18 protein-coding genes are annotated in these 22496 nt (G+C 39.3%); 11 read left to right on the top strand and 7 right to left on the bottom strand.

The annotated features are described in order from the left end of the window. Positions 1 to 12: 12 nt before the first annotated feature. The gene (locus tag NST76_RS07750) at positions 13 to 1848 is read left to right on the top strand and encodes a multicopper oxidase (RefSeq protein WP_271913558.1); all 1836 of its coding nucleotides are present in this window, start codon (positions 13 to 15) and stop codon (positions 1846 to 1848) included. 52 nt (positions 1849 to 1900) lie between these two features. Here NST76_RS07750 and NST76_RS07745 read toward each other — a convergent pair whose 3' ends face one another. Both NST76_RS07745 and NST76_RS07740 read right to left on the bottom strand, forming a co-directional pair. After that, positions 1901 to 3151: an MFS transporter gene (locus tag NST76_RS07745; RefSeq protein ID WP_342544911.1), complete on the bottom strand. Its 1251-nt coding sequence runs from the start codon at positions 3149 to 3151 to the stop codon at positions 1901 to 1903. A 198-nt stretch (positions 3152 to 3349) separates the two neighbouring features. Further along, the gene (locus NST76_RS07740; protein ID WP_342544910.1) at positions 3350 to 4228 is read right to left on the bottom strand and encodes a LysR substrate-binding domain-containing protein; all 879 of its coding nucleotides are present in this window, start codon (positions 4226 to 4228) and stop codon (positions 3350 to 3352) included. Between the two features lie 125 nt (positions 4229 to 4353). Here NST76_RS07740 and NST76_RS07735 point away from each other — a divergent pair, with 125 nt between their 5' ends. The 4 genes from NST76_RS07735 to NST76_RS07720 all read left to right on the top strand — a co-directional run bounded on the left by NST76_RS07735 (position 4354) and on the right by NST76_RS07720 (position 9447). Further along, positions 4354 to 5538: an MFS transporter gene (locus NST76_RS07735; protein WP_058845079.1), complete on the top strand. Its 1185-nt coding sequence runs from the start codon at positions 4354 to 4356 to the stop codon at positions 5536 to 5538. Between the two features lie 389 nt (positions 5539 to 5927). Beyond that, positions 5928 to 7685, top strand: a complete 1758-nt coding sequence (locus NST76_RS07730; RefSeq protein ID WP_058845078.1) for an ABC transporter ATP-binding protein — start codon at positions 5928 to 5930, stop codon at positions 7683 to 7685. Between the two features lie 14 nt (positions 7686 to 7699). Further along, positions 7700 to 8377: a response regulator transcription factor gene (locus NST76_RS07725; protein ID WP_342544909.1), complete on the top strand. Its 678-nt coding sequence runs from the start codon at positions 7700 to 7702 to the stop codon at positions 8375 to 8377. Beyond that, positions 8374 to 9447 (top strand): HAMP domain-containing sensor histidine kinase, encoded by a 1074-nt coding sequence (locus NST76_RS07720; RefSeq protein ID WP_089933204.1) that lies wholly within the window; start codon positions 8374 to 8376, stop codon positions 9445 to 9447. The genes NST76_RS07725 and NST76_RS07720 overlap by 4 nt, the downstream gene beginning before the upstream one ends. Before the next feature lie 26 nt (positions 9448 to 9473). Here the strand turns inward: NST76_RS07720 and NST76_RS07715 are convergent, their stop codons facing one another. Then, a complete protein-coding gene (locus tag NST76_RS07715; RefSeq protein ID WP_036118504.1) occupies positions 9474 to 10061 on the bottom strand; it encodes an NAD(P)H-dependent oxidoreductase in 588 nt (195 codons plus the stop codon). 120 nt (positions 10062 to 10181) lie between these two features. On the opposite strand from NST76_RS07715, the gene NST76_RS07710 reads away from it, so the two are divergent. After that, the gene (locus tag NST76_RS07710; RefSeq protein WP_036118507.1) at positions 10182 to 10619 is read left to right on the top strand and encodes a MarR family transcriptional regulator; all 438 of its coding nucleotides are present in this window, start codon (positions 10182 to 10184) and stop codon (positions 10617 to 10619) included. A 446-nt stretch (positions 10620 to 11065) separates the two neighbouring features. Beyond that, positions 11066 to 11872 carry a YqcI/YcgG family protein gene (locus tag NST76_RS07705; RefSeq protein ID WP_101966312.1) on the top strand — a complete coding sequence of 269 codons (807 nt, stop codon included), beginning with the start codon at positions 11066 to 11068 and terminating at the stop codon, positions 11870 to 11872. On the opposite strand, the gene NST76_RS07700 is transcribed toward NST76_RS07705, so the two are convergent. The 4 genes from NST76_RS07700 to NST76_RS07685 all read right to left on the bottom strand — a co-directional run bounded on the left by NST76_RS07700 (position 11819) and on the right by NST76_RS07685 (position 15845). After that, positions 11819 to 13132: an amino acid permease gene (locus tag NST76_RS07700; RefSeq protein ID WP_036118515.1), complete on the bottom strand. Its 1314-nt coding sequence runs from the start codon at positions 13130 to 13132 to the stop codon at positions 11819 to 11821. The genes NST76_RS07705 and NST76_RS07700 overlap by 54 nt on opposite strands. 16 nt (positions 13133 to 13148) lie before the next feature. Further along, positions 13149 to 14084 (bottom strand): arginine deiminase family protein, encoded by a 936-nt coding sequence (locus tag NST76_RS07695; protein WP_058845074.1) that lies wholly within the window; start codon positions 14082 to 14084, stop codon positions 13149 to 13151. 495 nt (positions 14085 to 14579) lie between these two features. Next, positions 14580 to 15608: a spore photoproduct lyase gene (gene splB / locus NST76_RS07690; RefSeq protein ID WP_058845073.1), complete on the bottom strand. Its 1029-nt coding sequence runs from the start codon at positions 15606 to 15608 to the stop codon at positions 14580 to 14582. Positions 15609 to 15620: 12 nt separating this feature from the next. Further along, positions 15621 to 15845: a transcriptional regulator SplA domain-containing protein gene (locus tag NST76_RS07685; RefSeq protein WP_036118524.1), complete on the bottom strand. Its 225-nt coding sequence runs from the start codon at positions 15843 to 15845 to the stop codon at positions 15621 to 15623. A 177-nt stretch (positions 15846 to 16022) separates the two neighbouring features. On the opposite strand from NST76_RS07685, the gene NST76_RS07680 reads away from it, so the two are divergent. The 4 genes from NST76_RS07680 (at position 16023) to NST76_RS07665 (ending at position 22270) form a co-directional block, all read left to right on the top strand. After that, the gene (locus NST76_RS07680) at positions 16023 to 17411 is read left to right on the top strand and encodes a TldD/PmbA family protein (protein ID WP_249646046.1); all 1389 of its coding nucleotides are present in this window, start codon (positions 16023 to 16025) and stop codon (positions 17409 to 17411) included. 3 nt (positions 17412 to 17414) lie between these two features. Continuing rightward, the gene (locus NST76_RS07675; protein ID WP_342544907.1) at positions 17415 to 17609 is read left to right on the top strand and encodes a DNA gyrase modulator; all 195 of its coding nucleotides are present in this window, start codon (positions 17415 to 17417) and stop codon (positions 17607 to 17609) included. A gap of 4 nt (positions 17610 to 17613) precedes the next feature. Then, positions 17614 to 18735 (top strand): metallopeptidase TldD-related protein, encoded by a 1122-nt coding sequence (locus NST76_RS07670; RefSeq protein ID WP_342545252.1) that lies wholly within the window; start codon positions 17614 to 17616, stop codon positions 18733 to 18735. Positions 18736 to 19150: 415 nt separating this feature from the next. After that, positions 19151 to 22270, top strand: a complete 3120-nt coding sequence (locus tag NST76_RS07665; RefSeq protein ID WP_342544906.1) for a copper amine oxidase N-terminal domain-containing protein — start codon at positions 19151 to 19153, stop codon at positions 22268 to 22270. Positions 22271 to 22496: the final 226 nt, after the last annotated feature.

The following is a 22496-nucleotide window of genomic DNA, read 5'->3' as shown; positions in this document are numbered from 1 at the left end:
GATGTTGTGAGTATGCAAATTAACCCTTCTGATCCAGCAACTATTCCAAAATTTGTAGATGAACTTCCAAAACCAATGATAGCTAAACCCAAATATAGTAGAGGGCAACAAAAAAATGATTATTATGAATTAGTCATGATGGAAGGCGAGCACCGTTTTCATAAGCATTTCCCCAAAACATACATTTGGGGCTATAACGGGCTTTATCCAGGACCAACCATTGAAGCTACTAAAGACAAAACCATTTACGTGAAATATAAAAATCAGCTACCCTTACAGCACTTTTTGCCCGTAGATTTTACACTTCATGCCGCCAACGATTCTCAAGAGGTAAGAACCGTCACTCACTTACATGGCGCCAATGTGGATTGGGAGAGTGATGGTCATCCAGAAGCATGGTACACAAGAGACTATCGGCATACTGGGCCAAAATTTAATAAGGAAATACATGAATATACAAATCATCAGCCTGGCACTACCATGTGGTATCATGACCATGCAATGGCCTTAACACGTTTAAATGTCTATGCAGGATTAGCAGGCTTTTATTTACTGAGAGATGCACTTGAGGAACGCGCTAATTTACCATGTGGAGACTACGAATATCCGGTTTTAATACAAGATAAATCCTTTAATGAGGATGGTTCGTTGTTTTATCCTGATGAACCACCATTCCCAGTCCCCGTTCACCCCTCCATTACACCTGGTTTTGTTGGTAATACAATCGTAGTGAACGGAAAATTATGGCCTTACTTAGATGTAGAGCCACGTAAATATAGATTTCGTTTTCTTAATGGTTCCAATCGGAGGGGCTATGTTATCAGCCTGTCAAATGGTCAGCCAATGTTTCAAATTGGTACAGATGGCGGTTTCTTATCCGCCCCCCAACTGATCCAATCTGTCGAGTTGTTGCCAGCAGAACGTACAGATGTGATTATCGATTTTTCAAACTGTGCGGGACAGGAAATCACCTTAATCAATGCGGATACAGATTTCAGTAATGAACACACAAATGTCATTATGCAGTTTAGAGTCACAGTACCTTTAAAATGTGAAGATACAAGTGATATTCCTGAAAGGCTAGCCGTTACGATGGATCTCCATACACACCATGCACATATTGAAAGACAACTGCCCTTGACAGCTACAACTGATGAATTTGGACGCCCCATGTTATTATTAAATGACCGTATGTACCATGACCCAGCAACAGAAAAACCATCTTTAGATAGTGTGGAAATATGGAATTTTATTAATGCTACACCTTTTCTTCACCCTATTCACTTACATCTCATTCAATTTAAAATTTTGGAGCGAAGACCCTTTAATCTGGAACTTTATCAAAATGAAGGCATTATAGAATTCACAGGGCCACCTGAGGAGCCACGTGACTATGAGCGAGGCTGGAAGGATACAGTGAAAGCTGATGCAGGTAAGGTAACGAAAATTATTATGCATTGGAAAGATCATATTGGTCATTATATGTGGCATTGTCACTTCCTTGAGCACGAGGACCATGATATGATGCGGCCAATCCTCGTCATGAAAGACGTCCATGCAGTCCAGCAGCCACATGCTGCCATCGAACATCCAGCACAACATCAAGAAGCGACTGCTACAACAAATCCTACTGAAACTACCAGTACTACACATCATAACGAGTCTCCAGCACCGCTATTAAACGCCATAGCACAGGAGGAAGAGAGTGCGGCTCCTACGAGTGAAAAGGAATCGCTGGCTGTCCATGTAGGCAATAATGCACAGTTTAGGCCACCACTTCTCTTCCCATTCTTGCCTACGCAGGCTCCTACTAACAGGCAGAGGCGTCATAGAGCGAGAAGATTTTAAGCTTTACAAAGAAAACTACCATTAAAAAGGTGGTTTTCTTTGTTATAACAAATCATTTAGTCTCAAATCGCCATACTCTGTTCGTTATGAACGCTAACAATAGTACACATACAGCTATCATGAGAACAGGTATATAAATCCTACCTTGAAAGACCTCGAACAACATACCATACCCTATTTGCCCAAGTGGAGCCATACATTGTGATACTGCCATCATAATTGCCATGACCTTCCCTAATTTATCATTTGGTGTTTGCTTTTGGACAAGGGTCATCACGTAATTGGAAATGATCGTCATCATCATCGCAATCACAACGGCACACCCAATAAAGATGCCGTATGAAGGATAATAGCCTACTAGTAACATTCGAGGCAACACAGCCATCGCCATAGGAATGACTAATAATGCCGACAGCAACACCCAAATGTAGAGGTTGTGAATACGAAGCTTTTGTGCAAAATAGCCCATCGTTAATGCTCCTAAAATGGTTGCCAAATCAATGATACCCATACCTATTCCATATAATGCATCACTACTTTCCATTGTGACGCGAAGGATAATCGGCACGCCCACAACAAAAAGCGGTGTCAATAATAAATTCAATAAAGCAGCTAGTAGCGTGCATTTTAAAATAAATGTTTGCTTCACGACATAGGTAAAGCCTTCTTTCATATCCTTCATTAATATTTGCACCAAATGCCCATCGTAGTCTCGCTTTATAAAGGGAATCGTCATAAACATTTCTACAATAGCTGTAAAGAAGAATAAAAAACCACTTACAATGACCAGCATTTTTAGGCCGAGCACACCATATAAAATTCCCCCTAGTACAGGTGCAGTCACACCTGCCAAAGCCTGCACTCCGTTGACAATGCCATTGGCTTGCTCTAGTTTCTGTTCACTAACCAATATAGGGATACTAGCCATTACGGCTGGTGTATACATTGCACTGACAAGTGATAACAGCACCATAACAAACCCTATCGATAACACGGAATGATTGTCTGTCAGTAACACGAAAAAGAAAATAAAGACAATAGCACTACTGATAAAATCAAATAGGACCATTAAATTACGTCGATTGAATCGATCTGCTATAGCACCACCAAATGGCGTAAGTAAAATAGGTAGGCATGAAATAGCAAAAAGCAAAGCGAAAAGATCTGCGCGTCCTGTCATATCTAACACAAAAAGTGACAAAGCAAATCTTAAAAGTGCAGAGCCCAAAATAGAAATAATTTGCCCAACTACCATTATAAAAAAATCTTTCGAATAGCCCTTTTCTGTTATTGTTATTTCCATTTAATGACCACCTCTTTAATTTATTAGACCGACTGTCGGTCATTATTTATGTAAAAAAAGTGTAGGCACAAGTGAAACTTTACACGCTTCATATCTTGCCCTACATAAATTAGACTGACTGTCGGTTTATAAATAGTATATGTAATCTCACCAAAAAAAGGAACTTTATTTGGCAATTTATCTTCTTAACCGTTTGCTTCAAGCCTTGAAATATTCTTTAATTTGTTTAATAAATGCTGTTGTTGCTTGGCTGACATAGCGATCTACTCGGTAAATGATAGACAAGCTACGGCTAGGTGCTCCATCTGAAATACGTATACTACACAAAGTAGGATCATTTATTTGTTGGATTAGATGGTATGGTTGCACTGTCGCACCAATATTGGCATGGACAAGATTCATAATCGACGTGACAGAGCTTGTTTCAAGAATAGAATGAAGCTGAAAACCATGTTTTTTTACAGCCTCCTCTACAATCTCTCTGCCAAAGAAGCCTTCTGGATACATCACCATAGGCAGGCCTTTCAATTCAGCAATGGTGATAGCGGTTTGATTCGCCAATGGGTGCTCCTGTGAAACGGTCAGTACATACTCCTCTCTACGTAAAGGAATGATTACCAAACGATCATCTGGCTCCACATTCGTCCCAATGCCAATATCCACTTCATTTTCAAGAACCTGCCGCATAATATCAATAGAAGCCAGTATCTTCAGTTTTACTTTCGGAAATTTTTGATGAAAGTCAATGACAAGCTGTGTAATCCGATAATCTAAATCAGATGGCATAATACCAACACTTATTTGTCCTCTTTGCAGCTCCTGTAAATCATTGATAGCATCTTTAACATTTTGTAATGTTGTGAGCATTTCCGTAGCATAGCTAAATAATAGAGAGCCAGCCTCTGTTACAACAATCTTTTTTCCAATCCGATCAAACAATGGCATACCTAACTCGTCCTCAAGCACGCGTATTTGCTGACTTAATGTTGGCTGAGAAATGCCAAGTTTCTCAGCAGCTTTTGTAAAATGTAACTCCTCACAGACTGCCATAAAATAGTGTAAATGACGTATTTCCACACCGATCACACCCAATCATAGTTTTTATCTATTATTGTAATAGTAATAATAGTATTGTTCAATCATCTTGGTTGGTATAGACTTCAATTTGAACTTACTATGAATTGTATCGGAGTTGAAATAACATGAATGCAAAGCAAACAATTATACCCATTATCGCTATTATTTTAGCTTCATTTAATTTACGTCCTGTGATTACTTCGGTCTCACCTTTGTTAGGCATCATCCGCGAATCTTTACATATGAGTGCGGCTACTGCAAGTTTATTAACATCTTTAGCTGTGCTATGTATGGGCTTGTTTGCTCCTTTTGCGATACAACTAGCCAATCGTTGGAGCATTGAGAGAGCCATTGCTTACTCCCTTATTCTTATTGGACTAGCAACAGCTGCAAGATTTTTTGCTTATTCTGCCTGGGTGATGCTAGTTACGGCTTTTTTATCAGGCATTGGTATTGCTATAGCGGGTCCTTTATTATCGGGCTATATTAAGGAGAAGTTTTCGAATCCGTCTCGTGTAATCGGTCTTTACTCGTTAGCACTTGTTGTAGGCGCTGGACTTGGTTCAGGGCTTTCCATCCCATTGAGCAATCTCTTTCATTCATGGCAAGCTTCTGCCGCTTCATGGGCTATACTTGCCCTGATTGCTTTAGTCTTTTGGTGGAAACCAGTCGAACAAAAATCAGGCGCTGCTAAACCATCTAGTACTGGTATAAATGTGAAGCACATGCTAACGAATCAAAAGGCTTGGCTTTTAACAGGCTTTTTTGGTTTAATGGCCTTCATGTTTTATACCATAATGGCTTGGTTACCACCAATCGCTGAAAATATGGGCTACAGCAAACACGATGCTGGCATGATGCTGACACTATTAACCGTCGCCCAAATGCCTGCCACGTTTTTAGTGCCTATCTTAAATAATCGTTTTCAGCATCGAGCTGTATGGCTAATCAGCAGTTCATCATTAGAATTAATTGGGTTATTGATGCTACTGTTTTCTTATAATCCTTGGTTAAGTAGTATGTTGATTGGCATTGGTGCAGGTGGGCTATTCTCATTAGGATTAACATTACCTATCGATGAGGCCAAGGATATGAGCGAGGCAAGCTTCCTGGCAGCCATGACACAATCAGTTGGTTTCGTATTCGCTGCCCTGGGTCCATTTTTTGTTGGTCTAGTACGAGACTTCACAGGCAATTTTTCAGTTGCGATTATTGGCATGATTATCATCGTTCTAGCTATGGTCCTGATTCAACTAAAAATTGGCAATCAGAATCAACCTCATATCCATATGAAAAAGACGACTTCCTAGCAAGGTAGGTCGTCTTTTTATTTTTGAATCGTTTGTTGGCCTTCATTAAATGGGTACCTCTGCAATTCATATTGCATCTACATAAATATGAAAATTAGCGAAACCGCCAAGGAAATGTTGATTTATCGTATCGAATAGATTAAAGAAATTTTATAAACTGATTTAAAAAGCTATGAGGAACTTTTACAAATTCAACTAAAGCTTAGAACCTATCGCTTGCTTGGGAAGTCTTGCTACCATGATGAATGCGCAGACTAATAGCAAAAGATGATGGTGACATCACCTTTTTTAATGACGATTCATTTCATATTCAGTTCATAATCGCATGCTATAGTAAAGCCATAGAAACGAAAAACATTGTTTTCGAACAATGAAGGAGGCTTATTTCTTTGCAAGAGACATCAAAAGATACGACAAAACAAAAAGATTGGCGACGCTTTATACAATTAATAAAACGGGCTGAGCCGCCGATTTGGCTACTCGTCATCGCTTTAGTGATGAGTTTAGCGACAACGGGTGTAGGTTTTATTGTTCCATTATTTACAAAACAATTAGTGGATGGCTTTTCTTTAGAATCACTTAATTATTGGCAAATCATTGTGCTAGGTATTGCCTTTATCGCACAAGCTGTTGCGAGTGGCTTATCTATTTACTATTTAAATCGAGTTGGTCATCATGTTGTAGCAAAATTACGCGATCAATTATGGAGAAAACTGCTACACTTACCAATCCCCTATTATGATGAACATGATACAGGGGAAACCTTGAGCCGTGTTACAAATGACACAGCTGTTGTGAAAGAACTGATTACAGAGCATTTAGCAAATTGTTTATCTGGTGTTATTTCGATTATTGGTTCGATCATCATTCTGTTATTTTTAGATTGGAAAATGACGTTAGTGATGCTGATTGCTGTACCACTGGCAATGGTCATTTTAATGTTGCTTGGTCGACGCATGTTTGTCATTTCAAAAGGTATGCAAGATGAGACAGCGAAATTTACGTCTGTATTGAATCAAGTTTTACCCGAAACACGTCTAGTCAAGGCTTCCAATGCTGAACAAATTGAATATGCGCGTGGAAAAAAAGGTATTTCTAATCTCTTTACATTTGGCTTAAAAGAAGCAAAAATCCATGCATTGATTTCACCGCTTATTTCATTTGTGCTGATGTCTGTGCTTGTAGCTATTATTGGCTATGGCGGTGTCCGTGTTTCCTCTGGGGAGCTGACGGCTGGCGATATGGTGGCATTTATTTTATATTTAATCCAAATCATTATGCCAATGACGCAATTGACAATGTTCTTTACTCAACTGCAAAAAGCAATGGGTGCAACAGAACGTATTAGTGCATTGCTTGAACATGAAGAGGAACATATTGAAGAAGGCTTAACAGTTGAAAAAGTAAATCAACCCATTTATGTTAAAAATGTCGATTTCTCTTATGGGGAAGAACCTATTTTATCTGATATAAACTTCACGATTGAACCAGGCAAAGTAACAGCCATCGTCGGGCCAAGTGGTGGTGGTAAAACAACTACATTTTCACTGTTAGAAAGATATTATCAGCCGACGAGCGGTAGTATTACGCTAGGAGATATACCAATAGAAACATTCTCACTCCATTCTTGGCGCAGTCAAATTGGCTATGTGGCGCAGGAAAGTGCCCTATTATCAGGAACGATTCGAGAAAATATTTGCTATGGTATTGAGCGAGATGTGCAAGATGATGAGCTAGAAAAGGTAGCCAAAATGGCCTATGCCGATCAATTTATTAACGAGCTGCCAGATAAGTTTGACACAGAAGTTGGAGAACGAGGCATTAAGCTTTCAGGAGGACAGCGTCAACGTATCTCTATTGCAAGAGCGCTTTTACGTAATCCACAAATATTAATGTTAGATGAAGCAACATCGAGTTTAGATAGTAAGTCAGAAATTTATGTACAAAAAGCATTAGACAACTTAATGGAAGGTCGCACAACATTGGTTATTGCGCACCGTCTATCAACAGTAGTAGATGCCGATCAAATACTATTTATTGAGAAAGGGCATATTACAGGATGTGGTACACACGAAACGCTCTTTGAAACACATGCTATGTACCGTGAGTTTGCGATGCAACAATTACGTATTAAAGAGGATGAATAAAGGGGTTTGTTGAGATGACAAAACTATTAGTGGTGGATGATGATGCACATATTCGAGAATTAGTAAAAGTCTTTCTACAAAATGAAGGCTTAGAGGTGATTGAGGCTATGGACGGTGTGGATGCACTGTCCCAATTAGCCACTGAAAAAGTGGATATGGTCATAATGGATATTATGATGCCCAATATGGATGGCTGGGCATTATGTGAGGAAATACGTTCATTTGATACAGACCTCCCTATCCTGATGCTGACAGCGAAGGGCGAAACTTCTCAAAAGGTCAAAGGCTTTCATTTAGGGACAGATGATTATCTCGTGAAACCATTCGAGCCAGCCGAGCTAATCGTGCGTGTAAAATCGATTTTAAAAAGATATCGCATTTCTCTCTCTCAGGTTGTCGAAGCAGGTAACGTCAAACTCAATCGCCATACACATGAAGTAGATATGAATGGACAGACTATTTTACTTCGCTTAAAGGAGTTCGAGCTTTTATTTACCCTAGCCAGCTATGTTGGTAAAACCTTTTCAAGAGAACAATTAATTGAAGAAATATGGGGCTATGACTATGAGGGAGATGAGCGAACAGTCGATGTTCATATTAAAAGAATACGCGAGCGTTTCCCACAAGAGCTGAGTGGCTTTGTCATTCGCACTATTCGTGGTCTTGGCTATCGTTTGGAATTAATGTTATGAGAAAACGAAGATTCCTTGTAAGATTGGCAATGGTCTTTTGCCTGTTCCTTATTGCCAATACTGTATTTGCTTTTATTGCCTATCACGCAACCACTTGGCTGTATGCTCGATTGGGGACAGAGCCCCATGGTTTCTGGCTACAATTAGGCACGGTAATTGGTGTATTTGTACTCTTTGCCTGTTCTGCAGCAATTATCTTTTTAATTGGACTGAACCGACAACGTAACTACTGGGATAAAATCGTTGATGCATTAAGTCGCATGGCAAAAGGTGATTTTGATGTCCAGTTAGACTTGAAAGCAGATGAAAAAGACCAATTTGGGCAATTAATCCATGGCATCAATCATATGGCCGTTGAATTAGGTGAACTTGAAAGAATGCGTCAAGAGTTCATTTCAAACGTCTCTCATGAAATTCAGTCACCTTTAACGTCTATTAATGGCTTTGCGAAGGCACTTAAAAATATTAATTTGCCCGAAGAAAAGCGTCAGCATTATTTAGACATTATTGAATTGGAAAGTAATCGTTTATCAAAAATCAGCGATAACTTACTCAAACTAACATCCTTAGAATCACATCACCATCCCTTTGAACCTAAAAATTATCGGCTTGATAAACAATTACGCACTGTTGTCCTAGCTCTTGAACCGAATTGGCTAGCCAAACAGCTTGACTTTGACCTCCATCTTGACAATATAAGCATCACAGCAGATGAGGATTTAATGAATCAAGTCTGGATGAATTTGCTAACGAATAGCATTAAATTTACACCTGCTAAAGGGACCATCACATTGTCTATGAAGAAGCAATTAGATTCGATCACTGTCATTATTCAAGATTCTGGCATTGGTCTAACAGAAGAACAACAAATGCATATTTTTGAAAGGTTTTATAAGGCTGATCAATCACGAACATCGGCTAATGGTGGCAGTGGCTTAGGATTAGCCATTGTCAAAAAAATTATTGATATGCACCATGGAACTATTGCTGTGGAGAGCAAGCTCGCTGAATTTACAAGCTTTTTGGTTACAGTGCCCATCGATAGTACATCAGCTCGTGCAAACGACTAAAAGCGGTCTGCACGAGTTATTTTTAACTAGTAAGCAACTTTTCTAAAATAGTGATATACTTTATCCAATTTTTGCTGCTGTTTCCCCTTTTTACTTTCCATATTTCCAAACTCAAAAAACTTTACTTTTTTCATCCCAACAAACTTAAACAATGCTCTCTTCATTAAAATTTTATGCGCATTATTCAACCATAAAAACGGATAATTGGTTGGTCCCTTCATCGTCGACACACAAACAACCGACTTCCCTTTTAAAAGTCCCTCTGGAAATAACCCCTTTGTATCCCGATAAGCAAAGTTAGCTGCAAACAATTGATCAATATAACCTAACAACATTGCTGGCGGTCTTCCCCACCAGATCGGATAAACAAATACAAGCTGATCCGCCCAGGAAAGCTGTTGTCGATATTTTTCCAATTTCGGATCCTGATACATATCACGACGTCGTTTATGCTCATGGAAAATTAAACGTGGATCAAATTCCTCTTCATATAAATCTAGTATCTGTATTTCTTCGATGGCAGGATTCTCTTGACAACCCTTTAATACTTCCTGTAAAAAAGCATAATTTAAACTTTTATGATTTGGATATGTATAAATAATTAACGTTTTCATCATGTGCCCTCCAATTACTTATCATTTGATAACAAAATAATAAACCATCCCTTTTTAGTTGTCAAATGATAATTGTTTTAGGACAAGTTATTTGTTATCTTGTCAGTAGAGGTGATCCCATTGAATAAAAGCACTTTATTTCATCAGTTTGTATCATTCACAGCCACAATCCATCAAGTGACACATGATCTCACACAAAATGTAACCACAGCTAATATCACACCGCTTCACTATAAAATTCTTGAATATATTAAAGTAAGCCAACCTGTCACACCAACCGAAATCAGTGAATGTCAGCACATGTCCTTACCGAATACAAGCCGTGAATTACGAAAACTACAAGAACGCCAATTAATTGAAAAATTTAGCGACACAGAGGATCGAAGAAAGCAATATGTACGCCTGTCACCCGAAGGTGAAAAAATGATGGCAGAGGCATTCGCCTGTATTGAGGAACGCTTTTTAGCGCTTATTCAGCATGCCACATCGGATGATTTAAAGGACATCCAGCATGCCCTAACCATCCTTGAGCAAAAGGTCTTTCAACAAAAAGACTAAGCCTCGATTGTGTGTTAGCGGCTTGAATCACTCTTTCTGAGGTTAGAGTCGCTCTTAACGTTGATTTAAGCGCTCTCTTGGCTCATACTGCCCATTCTTTGACTCAAAGCGCTCACCCTGGACTCAACACCACTCATCCCTTTACTCGAGGCGCTCTCTTTTGGCTCAATTCCACTCATATCTTTGCTCGAAGTGCTCTCTTTTGCTTCAAAATCGTTCTTTCCTTTGCCCGAAGCGCTCGCAACAGCCCAAACCTCTGCAAAAAACGATGATTTTTAGCTATTTCCTTAATCAAAGCAATCCCTTAACTAAAAATTGATTATTGATGATTTACCTTAAATCTTTAAAAATCTCCTTAAAAAGAACATCCTTGCACACTGCACAGAGTCGTAACCCATTTGCTTTTTCTTTAATAGAATAAATGTGAGTAAAAGGAGGAGTTTCCAGTGGAAGTAATCGTGTTTGATCGGAAGTGGATTGAGGAACATTTGGAGACATTGCCGTTGTGGCAACAGTCAGCCTATACTGACTTTGCTGCCACAATTGCCGATGAAGGGAATACGTTTCCTTGTGTACCAGCCAGAATGGGGTTTTTATCGAACCATTTACGCTATAGCTTTATAGGGGATCCACGGGAGGAGCAATCGATTCAGATGTTAGCTGAATGCTTAAAGGAATATGGGAACACAGCAAGATCTTTTGGAAAATATACAACGCTCACGGTGTTCTTTCATACCCCTCATGATATGCTTGATAGCTATAAGGTGGCGGATTACCAGCAATTATTTTGGTCCATTTTAAACAATTTAACCAATATGGATGAGTTGGATTGGCCTGAGGCAATACCGACAAATCCAGACCATCATGAATGGGAGTTTTGCTTTAATGGAGAACCCTATTTTATTTCTTGTGCAACACCAGCTCATCAATTGCGGAAGAGTCGTCACTTTTCTACTTTGCTAATGGCTATTCAGCCACGTTGGATATTTGACGATATAAACGACGCTACTGCATTTGGACGAAAAATCAAAAAACTTATCCGCCAGCGCATCGCAGAATATGACGAGATTCCAGGGCATCCAGATTTAAAATGGTATGGTCAAGAGGATAGCTATGAATGGAAGCAATATTTTTTAAGTGATGACAATCATAGTCCATCCGAATGCCCTTTTTTACGGATGTCACAGGAAAATAGGACATTACGCAATGTTTTTTTGCCTTTTCACAACGATCCAGGTCGCCACACCGATTAGGACAATAAAGAGCAGGCTCACGCAAAAACCGAGTCTGCTCGTTTTTTCGCCTAAAGTACCAGACACGGTTACAGCAATAAGCAACATGCCAAGACTGTTCTTAATTTGCTCCCACCTCGATAGCTCCATTAGCTTTCTATATGTTATTAAAATAAAGAGCCAATTATAGATCAACATTAAACCTGCTGCCGTTATCAAATATTCAAAGATTTTTTCGGGCATCAAAAAACCAATGACAATCGTAATTACTAAGCCACTTGTTAAAAATAAAAAGGCAGGAAAAGGAATTTTCATCTTCCCCTTTTTTGCTAAGATGGCAGGCGCATCATGATCCTCGGCAAGTGTAGTGAGAATGGTTATGACCGCGTAAAGCGAAGCAACCATGGTTGAAAAACCAGCAATGATTAAAACACCGTTAAAAATATCTGCCACAAAAGGGATATGATAACCTTGAAGCGCTGTAATAAAAGGACTTTCATCTATCGAAAAGTCTTTCCAGGAAACAAGTGCCAACGCAAGCGCAATAGCCATGATAAAAATAATAGTAATGACAATGAGCATAATTCTCCCTGCTTTTGGCGCCTCTTTTGGATTTTTTAAATCGATGACCATTAAACCCATCACCTCAATTCCACCATAGGCATAAAATGCATAGAGCAGGCCAAGCCAAATTCCTTTGATTCCTTGTGAGAAAAATCCTTCATAATTTGACTGTAATGATTCGATTGGAGCTGATTGTGTAGCTCTTATGATGATGATGATCGCTACGATAATAAACATGACAATCGCAGCGGCTTTTAATGCCCCGAAAATATTTTGAAAGTTTTCAAAGCCCTTCATGCCAGTAAGAATGACGACTAAGCCAAGGACAGCATAAATCGATGCAGCAACCCAGAGTGGCAACGCTGGGAACCAAAACTTCGTAAATATACCGAGTGCCATCAGCTGGCTACCCATGATTAATAGCTCGGAAATTAAGTACACCCAGCCATTACTAAATCCTGCCCATCGCCCAAAAGCCTGCTTGGCATAAGTACGGAAGGAGCCTTTATCAGGGTTTTCCACAGACATTTTGACAAGTGCCTCATACACAATATACGTACATATAGCTGCTAACAAAAAAGGAATGAGCACAGCCGGTCCACTTTTATGGATGGCCATACTTGTCCCAAGAAAAAAGCCTGTTCCCAGTGTACAACCGATACCGAGAAGCGAAAGTTGCCACCAAGACAACCTTCCTTTATTTGAAGTAGAAGTCATGTTTATCAGTCCTTCGTTACGTTCTTACCAATGGCAATGTCATACAACGAATGCCACCGCCACCCTTTTCAAGCTCTGTGACGTCGACTTCAAGCACGTTCTTTTTCTTTAGAAGTGGATGCGCCAAGAATTGCTGTTTCGTCGCCTGCTTGCTAATCAATAGTGTTTCTGGATTAAGGTTGATGAAATTAATATCTGGTATTGTCTTATAGGTGTCACGCCAGTAAACATCAAAACCATGACGCTTTAAAAATGGCTCAATCATGTCGAAACGGCTGCTTTGTGCTGTCAATACCTGTACAGGAAAAAGGCGCACAAAGCTTTTAGCGATGACCAAATTAACGTTCACAACATTACAATTCATATCTAAATGCAGTGTGTCATTACTTTTCGGTAAATCAATAACGGCAATTTCCGAAAATCCCTCTTGAAAAATGCTTTCTTTTATCTTGTCGATGGCCTCTAATGTCGTTCTCATTCCGAGATTAATGAGCACAGCATCCTTGTTTAAAATCAACAGATCACCACACTCAAATGAATGAAGTGCTTGCGACTGTGCCGTAAATTGTTGAGGAAACCATTTCTCTAAAAGGGCATGGGCTAGAGGATATTCTGGTCTCCTTAATGAGCTCCCAGCCCTTCCAGGTAAAAGTCGATTACCAATGACACAGGCAAGATCACGCACAAAATAACGATTTATAAGCTGTTTACTTAACAATTGCTGCTCATGGGCTAGCTCATTTGCATAATCTAGAACCTTTACTCCAGCGTTTTCTAAAATTGTTTTGAGTGCTAGGAAATTGTCCATCGCCTTATTATGGTTGACTGTATCACTCCATCCAACCTGCTCCGCTATTGTGCTATCTGTTACATCTACTATCGAAGGTGCACAAAGCATCACAACCTTCAGTTCGTCATATTCAGACCAACAATTTACTTGAAATGAATCCATCCAGTACTCTCCCCTTCTTATTCAATCTCTGTTAGCGTTACCATTGACATTTAGATTATACAAACACAATAAATAAGAAGGATTTTCTAAATAAATATAGAGGGCATCAACCAATCTTTTTTACTTAGTTCCGTTATCATCATGTTAAATAGTGAAAACGTAGTGTTATGGCAAGAGAGATATAATGGTGGTTGGGGCTTCCAGGTGACTTGATGGAATTAGTGGATAGCTTAACAAAGGAGAGAGACCAGAAGAAACAGGACTAGCCAGCACAGATTTACAGTTAATCTTAATTTTTTCTGGACCTGATTACTATCTAATGGCGATGAACTTTACTCTGTAACTGCCGTTTAGTTTACAAGAATACTACAGATGATTTAGTCATTAATTACCGTGAATCAGAGACAATGTGGTATTTTTTCATTATTGGATTTACCAGATGATTTAACATACACAATTAATAAGTTAGAGAGAACACATTGTTCCCTCTTATTGTCATGTGAAATATTCTAATTTTGCTTGAGGGAAGAATTTTTGCATATAGCCATACAAGTGTTCCTTTATATCTTCCTCTTCTTCTTTTTGATAAATATATTTACCAATCCCATATTTCCCCCATTTATACCTTCTCACTGTTTCGTCAAGTTCTAGCTTCGTCATGGGATAATTTTTTTCAATTACGCGTTTGGCAGGCTTTGTAAAACGATGTTGAATAAACTCAAATGTGATGTCGTCACGTACATCCTTTGGCAATTCCGCATCCAAACGCTCAAACATCTCATAGTAGCCCTCCTGCCAGCCCTCATGAAGATAGATTGGGGCAACAATAAATCCAAGCGGATATCCAGCCCTTGCCACTTTCCCCGCAGCCTCTATACGCTTCACTAATGGTGATGTTCCTGGCTCAAAATGTTTAATGACATAATCAGCATTGACGCTAAAGCGGAACCTCGTTTTACCATTATGTTTGGCATCCAATAGGTGATCTACGTGATGGAACTTCGTCACAAATCGTAATTGGCCTAACTCACTTTGTCCAAAATGTTCAATAGCGCGCTTCAACGTATGTGTTAAATGATCAATCCCTACAATATCTGAAGTACAGGATGCCTCAAAGCGTGTGATATCAGGAGCTCGTTCTGCCATATAAAGATCTGCTTGCTCTAAAATTTCATCAACATTCACATACGTACGAATATAAGGTTTGCTGCCCATTGTTGTTTGTAAATAACAATAATGACAATGCCCCATGCAGCCTGTTGCAAACGGAATCGCATACTCTGCTGAGGGCTTAGATGTATCAAACTTTAACGTTTTTCGAATACCTACTACTAATGTCGATTTCGCTACTCGATACTTTTGAAAATCATTGTCGCCAGGAAGATTTCTTACTTGATTGTGCGAAGTCGTATAGCGAATTTCAATCCCCATTTGTTCAAATTTTTCTTTTAGCTCCTGACCTAATGGATACTGGAGCGCATCAGGCTCAAAATAGACAAGCTGAGGGATAAACGGTTTGATCATAGTAGCCCTCCCTCAATGAAAATACTGATGATAGGCTTGCTCAGCCGCCATCTCGCTTGAAAAAATTAACATATCATTTGAAATTGGATAATATGTTTCAAATAAAAATAGAGCCAGCTCCTCTGGTTGCTCTGGATGATAAACTACTGCTGCTTCCTGTATATTCGCTACATCCTGAATATGAGGATTCCGATAAAAAATATAAACGATATCACCGACATTATATGGTTGTTGCATTTCTTCACCTTCCTCTTTCTTTCCGTTAGTGTGGTGAAATGGTTAGAGAAATATGTCATAAAAAAATTTTTTAAGTACTATACATAATTTTATGTGACCATAACTTCAAATCTGAGAAAATAATATAATACAGAATTTTTTAACTATTTGGTACAAACAAGAAAAGGAGGAAGATATATGATTAAACAATCCATTATTGAAAATGTACTTGAAGCCGCGCTAGCAACTGGTGGGGATTTTTCTGAAATTTTTATTGAAGATAAATATGTAAATGACTTTGTCTTACAAAGTGGCAAGATTGAACAAAGTATTTCTGGGCGTGATTTTGGAATCGGCATCCGTATTTTTTCAGGACTTCAAAGCATCTATACTTACACCAATGATTTTTCTGAGGAAGGTTTACTAGCAGCAGCAGAACGTGCAGCCCTAGCCATCAAAGGTGGTGGATCGGGTACTATTCACCCTCTTCACAAAGAAATCATCACGCCTATTCATCAAATTCTCCACATGCCTCATACAGTGGAGCACACAAGAAAAACAGCGGTCATGCGACAAGCAGACGCTATTGCAAGACATTATGATCCTCGGATTCACCAAGTAAAAGTTCGATATCTTGATGAGCAACAAAACGTCCTGATCGCAAATTCAGAGGGTAAATTTGTAGAGGATACGCGAGTTCACAGTAGACTTAGTATGCAAGCGACGGCTACAGAAGGGACTGAAGTACAAACAGGATTCTATGGCCCAGGTGCACATGCAGGCTTTGAATTTATTGAAAAGCTAGACCTTAACCATTATGCAGGAGAAGCTGCACGTATCGCTGTCACAATGCTTCACGCAGATGAATGTCCAAGCGGTAAATTCCCTGTCATTATTGATAATGAATTTGGTGGTGTCATTTTCCATGAGGCTTGTGGACATGGCTTAGAAGCAACTGCTGTTGCCAAAAACAATTCGGTCTTCGCCAATCGTATCGGTGAAAGAGTCGCTCCTGAAATTGTTACATATATCGATGATGGCACACTACCGAACGAGTGGGGCTCTCTAAATATTGATGATGAAGGAGAAAAAACAAGGAAGAATGTTTTAATTGAAAATGGTATTTTAAAGGGCTACTTAATCGATAAATTTAATGCTCGACGCATGAATGCTCAGCCCACAGGCTCTTCTCGTCGACAATCCTATCGATTTAATCCTACATCGCGGATGACAAATACGTATATCGCACCAGGCACATCGACACCAGCCGATATTATCTCATCGACAGAGTATGGTATATATGCAAAATATATGGGAGGTGGACAAGTTTCCCCTGCTACTGGCGATTATAATTTTGCGGTAATGGAGGCCTATATCATCAAAGACGGAAAAATTGAACGCCCTGTACGTGGCGCGACACTCATAGGCAATGGCGCAAAAACATTGCAGCTTGTTGATCGAGTAGGTAATAATCTCGCCCATGGAGCAGGTATGTGTGGTTCACTTAGCGGGAGCCTTCCTGTCAATGTAGGTCAGCCAATGATACGCGTAAGTGAAATAACAGTTGGTGGAACGAAGGGGGAATAATTGATGAACATTGCTAAATTTCAAGAAAAACTATTAGACAAGGCGCTAGAAGCCGGCTTTATAGAAGCTGAGGTTTATTATGAACAAAATAAATCTATTGGATGCACGCTCTACAAGGGCGAGATTGATAGCTACGAAACATCTGAAGACGGAGGTCTAAGTCTACGAGGACTTTACAACGGAAAAGTTAGACGATGATTCGATTTCCTTTTTAATCAATAGCGCCAAAGCAAATGCAAACATACTTGATGAGGATGAGGGCATAGCTATTTTTGATGGTAGCTCTGAATACCCATCTTATGAATATTACAATGAAGAATTAGAGACTATCGGAATTCCAGAAAAAATAGAGCTTCTTCGTTCCATCGAAGAAAAGATTCGTGCATACGATTCACGCATCATTGCTCTTGATTATTGTTTACTGCAAGAATATACAGCTGAACGTTCATTAGTAAATAGTAAAAATCTTGACTTATCACATAAAGAGAACGGCTTAGTGATTTTCCTCTCCACAGTTGTAAAGGAGGGTGAAGAAATGAAAACAGGCCGTTATTTGAAAATGACACGTGATTTCCATTCTCTTCATGTTGATGATATTGCAAAAGAAGCAGCTGAGGAAGCCCTTGCCAATTTAGGTGAAAAATCGATTCCAGGTGGAAAATATCCAATCGTTTTCCGCTCTGATGCATCAGCCTCTTTATTAGACACTTTTATGCCAATACTATCAGCTGAAAATGCTCAAAAAGATCAATCTCTATTAAAAGGAAAAGTCGGACAAAAAGTGGCATCAGAAGCAGTTACATTGCTGAGTACGCCATTCCATCCTGCCGCATTGTCTGGAGCAAACTTTGATGGTGAAGGTGTTGCAACAAAAGAGCAGGAAATTATTTTAGAGGGTACACTCCAAACACTTTTGCATAACAGGAAAACAGCTAAAAAGGATAACTGTGAAACAACAGGGCATGCCCATAAAGATTCTTACAAAGGAACGTTAACGATTGCGCCCCAAATTTTATATATTTCAACTGGCGAGAAATCTCTTGATGAGTTAATTCACTCGGTTAGTAACGGGGTATTTATTACTGAATTATCTGGGCTTCACTCTGGTACGAATACGGTTACAGGTGATTTTTCAGTCGCTGCAAAAGGGTTTCATATTCAAAATGGAAAAATTGCCTCCCCTGTTAAGCAAATGACAATAGCCGGAAATTTTTTCGAGTTCTTAAAAGATATCAAAGAAACTAGCTCTGAGCTTTACTTCCTGCCAAAAGGCTATGGCTCCTCTTCGCTACTTGTCAAGGAACTTTCAGTGACAGTGGAATAAAAACTAAAAAGTAAACACTTCTATAGTTCAAGCCATAGTATATGATATTTCTTGGCAATTCTTTTATCTATAGTCACGTCAAACACCTCTGATTCAGTTGACAAAATGAAACTGATGATAGAATCCACAACTTTTAGTGGAAACGACTATGGGCAAGGGAGTTGCTTCCTTTGTTTCGTAAAGACTCTAAGTATAATCCTCGTTATTAACCGATCCTCCTGCACCGAATAGTTGGGCACCTCCCCTCAAAATTCTCAATCTTTGTTACGGTAAGTGAATCAGAAAATAGCATCGATATAGCCTAAAATGGTTAAATTTTCTTTACGAGGTAAAAGGATGAAACTTTTAGCCCTTTGATACGTTAAATTAATTGTCATGCTGCGTCAGTCATATGGCATGAAGAAGGGTGGAATTTATGAAAAAAATATGGACTTTATTTTTCGCAGCAATGCTTATTGTACCGCTATTGCTGCAACCGGCAACCGCACAAGCGGCAAAAGCCATCACAATTACTGTGGACGGGGTTCAATTGAAGACCGATCAACCGCCAGCGATGATTCAAGGGCGTGTTATGCTGCCACTTAGAGCAATCTTTGAGGCATTAGGTGCCAGTGTAAATTGGGATTCAAAGAATCAAACGGTAACAGGGTATAAAGAAGATACAACAGTAGTGCTCAAGATGAAATCGAAGGTAGCTACTATTAATGGCAAGTCAGTTACGCTTGATGTACCAGCACAAATTTTAAGAGGCAGAACAATGGTACCAGTCCGCTTCGTTAGTGAAGCACTTGGTCAGGATGTTGACTGGAACTCAGTAAATCAGACCGTAACGATTCAATCTGACACTCCAAGCAATCCAAACATTCCAGGCAATATCAGTATTGCTCCTGCGAGCCATGTATCCGTTCGCGATGTTAATGATCAGGGAGATGGACGTGACATGGAGGTTAGCTTTTCCAGATCGTCTACAGAATCATACGTCGATCATTATCGCATTATGGTTGTGAAGGCTTCAAAAAGCTTTAATTTAGCATCTGCCTTGAAAGTCTCCCCTTCTAATTATACAGTGGTAACTACTTCAAGTTCGAACCGTACCATCAATTTATCGCAGAATTCACGAGATGTGGACGGAGACTACATTAGAAATGATCAGCCTTATGTGGTTCGTATACTTGCTGTTGGGAAAGGTTCTTATTCTAGCGTTTTATCGACTTCTTCTCCGAAGATGACCTTAACCAATTTGTCTTCTGTTACAGAGGTAACAAATGTAAAGATTAACGATATTAACGATTTTGGCGATGGACGCGATGTCTCAGTTAGCTTCACTCGTCCGCAGAATGATAACAATATTTCCAATTATCGTGTGTTTATCGTAAAAACCAAGGATGCTAGCAATTTTAGTCTTACTACTGCGAATAATTTATCAAGCAGTTACTATACAACTGTAAGTAAATCGGGGAGTAACGGCAGTACGTTAGTAGGAACTTTGTCTTCCTCAGCACGTGATACCTCTGGTGAGTTCATTAGAAATAACGTACCTTATACAGCGGTCGTTCTGTCTGTAAGTAATACGAATTCAGTAGGCAATAAACTGTCGTCTGCCTCATCATCAGTAACACTTAGTCAAAATACAATGTCTACTCCGATTATTACACAAGTGAGTGATGTCAATGACTTTGGGGATGGTCGAGACCTGAGAGTAAGCTTCAATAATGTGTCCAATGAATCTAATATCAACGCTTACCGAATTTTTGTTGTAAGAGCTAACAACTATTCGAACTTTACATTGACGAAGGCGAACAGTTTATCTAACACTTATTACACACAAGTGAACAAGACAGGCTACAATATTACGCAGGTGCTCTCTTCAGGGGCAAGAGATACTGATGGTTATCCCATTCAGAATGGAGTTAGCTATCGTGTATTCGTTATGGCCGTAGCAAATAACTCAGCGAATAACGTGTTGTCTTCAGCCTCCAATACGATTACGCTATTTAGCAGCAATGCGGGTGCAGTATCGAATCTCAATGCAAGCGATGTAAGTGATTATGGCAACGGGCGTGACCTCTTTGTTTCTTTCAATAAGGCTGTAGACGAGTCAATTATTAGTCACTATCGGATTCTAGTTGTACCTACAGCTTATTACAATAACTTCAGTCTGACGGAAGCAAATAATGTATCCAGCAACAATTACACGACTGTCTACAAATCTGGAAAGTCCACATATGAGCAGGCGTTAGCTGAAAATACTCGGGATGTGCGCGGTAATACGATCAAAGAAGGTACTAGCTACCGTATCTATGTTTTAACTGTAGCGAATGGAATAGGAAGCAATGCACTATCTGCACCGACGTCTACGATTACGCTAAATAAGAATTTTAATGTGCAAGCTGTAACCAATCTGAATGTGGCGGATATAGCTGATAATGGAGATGGGCGTGATGTGCAAGTAACGTTCACGAAGCCCTCTAATGAAGCAAATGTCAATCATTATCGAATTCTAATCGTACCTACAGCTTATTACAGCAGCTTTAATCTTTCACAAGCCAATAGTAGCAATTATTACATTACAGAAAGCAAAGGTGGGAATATAGCTGCAACTAGAACGTTGGATGGAGTTAGGGATGTGCGCGGTAATTTTATTACGGAAGGAACTAGCTATCGCGTCTATGTACTAACTGTAGCCAATGGAAATACTCCAAATACTTATGCCCTATCCTCTGCTTCGCCTGTGATTACACTTAGTAAAAGTAAAGCTGTTCAGGCGGTAAGTAATATTAATGTAAGCGATATTGGGGACTATGGAGATGGTCGAGATTTACAAATTTCATTCTCGAAGCCTTCTGATGAATCCAATATAGGCAATTACCGTATTCTTGTCGTACCTGCATCAAAAGCAAATGGCTTTGATGTGAACGCAGCTCTTAAAGTCACTGATTATACAGATATAAATAAAGGCCAATATAGTATGAGCTTGGGAACTGGTAGTAAAGATACGGATGGAAAACTTATAACAAATGGCCAAGAATATCGCGTGTATATATTGTCCATAGGTAATGGAAATTCCAAGGCAATGTATAACTTATCGTTCGCATCTTCTGCTATTACTTTAGTGGATCATTCAGCACCTGTAGCGGTGGAGAATGTGAAACTGAGTGTTCAAGGGGACAAAAATAAATATTCCGATATTAAAATTAGCTTCGATGTCAAAAACGGACAAAACGTAACGGAGTATAGAGTGTTTATGTTACCTAAAGATGCAGCAGATGGTTTCAAAGAAAGTAATGCAATGAATAATGATAATAGTACTAGAATTTATCAGAATGGGCTCTCCAATGTAAGTCAAGATCTAAGCATAGAATTGGATGCATTTGGTAACCCACTCACTTCCTCCACAGAATACGTTGCTAAGGTTTTAGCTGTGGTAAATGGAAATTATATACTATCAAACTCGTCTATTAATTCGGTGCAGCTTCTGGCAAAGCCTGATAATATCAATGTTGAGCCGTCCCAAGACACTCCAATTAATCAATAGGACAAAGAATTTCTTTATAGTAGGGACTCCCAATGCTCCTTTATGGATCATCGGGAGTCCTTTCTTGTTGTGTGCTGCGCAATACATTGTCTCTAGACCCTCCCACAAATGATTGGTCTGACAAGCATCGATAGCAATCAAGTCGTTGTGAAAGTCAGTTTAATAATATGTAAAATGCGCTTATCCGCTTAAGGATCATAGAAATAAGGTAATTGTGCTCTAGCAG

The organism is Lysinibacillus sp. FSL W7-1291 (assembly GCF_038593415.1).
Taxonomy (GTDB): domain Bacteria; phylum Bacillota; class Bacilli; order Bacillales_A; family Planococcaceae; genus Lysinibacillus; species Lysinibacillus fusiformis_D.
Note: the sequence above shows the minus strand (reverse complement) of the source record. Positions and strands in the feature narration are given on the sequence as shown.

Bases quoted from the DNA above. Each gene is read 5' to 3' on its own strand.
- NST76_RS07685 (WP_036118524.1), bottom strand. From the start codon at position 15,845: ATGCAACAACCATATAATGTCGGTGATATCGTTTATATTTTTTATCGG.
- NST76_RS07680 (WP_249646046.1), top strand. From the start codon at position 16,023: ATGATTAAACAATCCATTATTGAAAATGTACTTGAAGCCGCGCTAGCA.
- NST76_RS07725 (WP_342544909.1), top strand. From the start codon at position 7,700: ATGACAAAACTATTAGTGGTGGATGATGATGCACATATTCGAGAATTA.
- NST76_RS07700 (WP_036118515.1), bottom strand. From the start codon at position 13,132: ATGACTTCTACTTCAAATAAAGGAAGGTTGTCTTGGTGGCAACTTTCG.
- NST76_RS07715 (WP_036118504.1), bottom strand. From the start codon at position 10,061: ATGAAAACGTTAATTATTTATACATATCCAAATCATAAAAGTTTAAAT.
- NST76_RS07720 (WP_089933204.1), top strand. From the start codon at position 8,374: ATGAGAAAACGAAGATTCCTTGTAAGATTGGCAATGGTCTTTTGCCTG.
- NST76_RS07750 (WP_271913558.1), top strand. From the start codon at position 13: ATGCAAATTAACCCTTCTGATCCAGCAACTATTCCAAAATTTGTAGAT.
- splB (WP_058845073.1), bottom strand. From the start codon at position 15,608: ATGATCAAACCGTTTATCCCTCAGCTTGTCTATTTTGAGCCTGATGCG.
- NST76_RS07665 (WP_342544906.1), top strand. From the start codon at position 19,151: ATGAAAAAAATATGGACTTTATTTTTCGCAGCAATGCTTATTGTACCG.
- NST76_RS07745 (WP_342544911.1), bottom strand. From the start codon at position 3,151: ATGGAAATAACAATAACAGAAAAGGGCTATTCGAAAGATTTTTTTATA.
- NST76_RS07675 (WP_342544907.1), top strand. From the start codon at position 17,415: ATGAACATTGCTAAATTTCAAGAAAAACTATTAGACAAGGCGCTAGAA.
- NST76_RS07735 (WP_058845079.1), top strand. From the start codon at position 4,354: ATGAATGCAAAGCAAACAATTATACCCATTATCGCTATTATTTTAGCT.
- NST76_RS07695 (WP_058845074.1), bottom strand. From the start codon at position 14,084: ATGGATTCATTTCAAGTAAATTGTTGGTCTGAATATGACGAACTGAAG.